Source organism: Streptomyces sp. NPDC094143 (genome assembly GCF_040303825.1).
GTDB lineage: Bacteria > Actinomycetota > Actinomycetes > Streptomycetales > Streptomycetaceae > Streptomyces.
Window position 1 is genome coordinate 1 of record NZ_JBEOTZ010000111.1, and the last position, 2,614, is coordinate 2,614.

Annotated in this window: 1 protein-coding gene and 3 pseudogenes; 1 reads left to right on the plus strand and 3 read right to left on the minus strand. The window is 68.1% G+C overall.

Annotated features, from left to right (window positions below; all coding sequences use genetic code 11):
* Window positions 1-100: pseudogene (locus ABTZ58_RS39945) on the minus strand (IS5/IS1182 family transposase); the annotation flags it as partial.
* Between the two features lie 354 nt (window positions 101-454).
* On the opposite strand from ABTZ58_RS39945, the pseudogene ABTZ58_RS39950 reads away from it, so the two are divergent.
* A pseudogene (locus ABTZ58_RS39950) lies at window positions 455-1,740 on the plus strand (IS110 family RNA-guided transposase).
* Window positions 1,741-1,773: 33 nt separating this feature from the next.
* Here the strand turns inward: ABTZ58_RS39950 and ABTZ58_RS39955 are convergent.
* Window positions 1,774-1,891 (minus strand): annotated as a pseudogene (locus ABTZ58_RS39955) (IS5/IS1182 family transposase); the annotation flags it as partial.
* Window positions 1,892-2,070: 179 nt separating this feature from the next.
* Window positions 2,071-2,475 carry an IS5 family transposase gene (locus tag ABTZ58_RS39960; protein WP_351368398.1) on the minus strand — a complete coding sequence of 135 codons (405 nt, stop codon included), beginning with the start codon at window positions 2,473-2,475 and terminating at the stop codon, window positions 2,071-2,073.
* Window positions 2,476-2,614: the final 139 nt, after the last annotated feature.

The window sequence follows — 2,614 nt, forward strand, 5'->3', positions numbered from 1 at the left end:
TCTTGTCGATGACCGTCTCGGCCTGGGTGCAGTCGTTGCGGGTGCCGGCCGTGACTGTGAAGGCCAGCGGCCGGCCCCGCCCGTCGCAGGCCAGGTGGATCTAATAGCTCAGCAGTGAGCCCGAGCACGAGAGTGCAAGGGCCCCGTGTGGAGTGGAAGCCTGCCGCCGTTCCGGGACTGGTTCCCTGAGGTCAGACCGGCTCACACCACCGGGCCGCCGGGCGGAGGCCCAAGGTGGATCCGGGGACGCGATCCCTTCAGCAAGACCGCGCCCCGCCCGGCGGAACGCACCAGGTTTCATGTCCCCAGCCCGCCGTCAGGGGCCGACCTCTCAGCAGTTCGCGAGCCGCAGAGCTCTCCAACAGACCGAGGTCCCTGACGGTCGCTGGAGACACGAACGGCTCATGAGATGGCGTGCCCCCGAGCACTTCTATTAGAGCGCCGCGTGCTCCGCATGGAGCTGACCAGCACATTCACACAGTCCACGGACGGGAGAACGAGGTTGAGTAAGGTCTTCTGCGGAATCGACTGGGCCGAGAACCACCACGACATCGCCCTGGTGGACCAGGACGGCACCCAGCTGGCCAAGATGCGCATCAGCGATGACAGCGCCGGCTTCCACGCCCTCTTGGAACTGCTCGCCCGCCACGGCGACACCCCGGAACACCCCATACCGGTGGCCATCGAGACCCCGCGCGGCTTGCTTGTCGCATGCCTGCGAGCCACCGGCCGGAAGATCTACGCCATCAACCCGCTCGCCGCCGCACGCTACCGCGACCGCAGCAGCGTCGCCCGCGCCAAATCGGACGCCGCCGACGCCCGCGTCCTCGCCAACATCCTGCGTACCGACATGGCCGCCCACCGATCCCTTCCCGCCGACAGCGAACTCGCCCAAGCCGTCGCCGTCCTGGCCCGAGCCCACCAGGACGCGGTCTGGGACAAGACCCAGATGGTCAACCGGCTCCGCTCCCACCTGCGCGAGTACTACCCGGCCGCCCTCGCCGCGTTCCACGGCAGCGGCACCCTGGGACTCGACTCAGCCCACGCCCGTGCAGTCCTGGCCGCGGCGCCCACCCCAGCGGCAGCGGCCCGGCTCACCCGGAGCCAGCTGCAGGCACTTCTGAAGCGGGCGGGACGGCTGCGACGCGGGATCGAGGCCGAAGCCGAGCGGCTACGAGAGGTCTTCCGCAGAGAGCACTTGCACCAGCTGCCGCAGGTCGAACAGGCCATGGGCAAGCAGACCCAGGCCCTCGTCCAGCAGCTCGACGCGGCCTGCCGCAGCGTGGACGACCTCGCAGCGGCCACCGAGGAGGCGTTCCTCACCCACCCGGACGCGGCGATCATCACCAGCTTTCCCGGCCTGTCAGTCATGTCCGGAGCCCGCGTCCTGGCCGAGGTTGGCGACGACCGAGACCGGTTCGCCGATGACCGGGCCCTAAGGGCATACGCCGGAGCGGCACCCGCAACACGGGCCTCCGGCCGCAGCCACGTCGTGGTCGCCAGGGCTGTCAAGAACCAACGCCTGGCCTCCGGGTGGGCTACATGTGGGCCTTCGCCGCCCTCCGCTCAGCGGAACCCCGTGAGCACTACGACCGCCGACGTGCCGGCGGCGAACGGCACACCGCAGCCCTGCGAAACCTGTTCAACAAGCTCCTGGGCTGTCTCTACCACTGCTTGCAAAACCGCACGACCTACGACCCCGAGCGGGCCTTCCCCCTGCCCGTCGCGCTCGCGGCCTGACCAACGAAGTTGACCTCTAGCGACATGAGATGTCTTGCTGGTCAGCCCGCCGCGGGAACGCCCCAGCCCACGCTCATCGAGCCCTCTTGGCAGCGGCGTGCTGATGGGCCCTGACGATGGTGGAGTCCAGCGCGACCAGCCAGTCCACCTCCGCCCTTCCCTGGGCCGCGGCCAGGATCCTGTCGAAGGTTCCGTCGGCCGCCCAACGGGCGAAGCACCCGGATACGTTCGAGCAGGATGCGTGCACAGACACTGTCATGGCGCTGGCCCGGCGTGACGAGGAGTGCCAAAGGGCGGCCCTTGCGTCGCAGGCGAGATGGATCTTCGTGGTCAGTCCGCCCCGGGATCGACCGAGGGCGTGATCGTCCGGTTCGTCCGGCCGACAGATCCCCCTTTTCGGCCGGTGGCGGCGGCGTGCTGGTGGGCGCGGACGATGGTGGAGTCGATCTGAACCAGCCAGTCGATGTCACCGGCGGCATCGGCCTGGGCCTGGATCTGCTGCAGGGCCCGGGTGAACACCCCGTTGATCGCGTAGCGGCGGAAGCGGCTATAGACCGTCTGCCACAGTCCGTAGCGTTCGGGCAGGTCACGCCAGGAGATCCCGGTGCGGATCTTGTAAACCATCCCGTTGATGACCTGCCGGTCCGACACCCGCGGCCGGCCCGTCGCGGACCGCGGTATTGACGGAGCGAGCAACTCCCACTCCTGGTCGGTGAGTTCATGACGGCGTACCACCCCACCATGATCCACGACCTGGTGATCTTTTGAAGACGGACCCTACTGATCTTTTCGTAAGTTCGGTGGGTGTGTTGGGTGGATGGTCAGGCCGGTGTGGGCGAGGAATGACCATGGAAGTTGGGGGTTGGTGTTGATG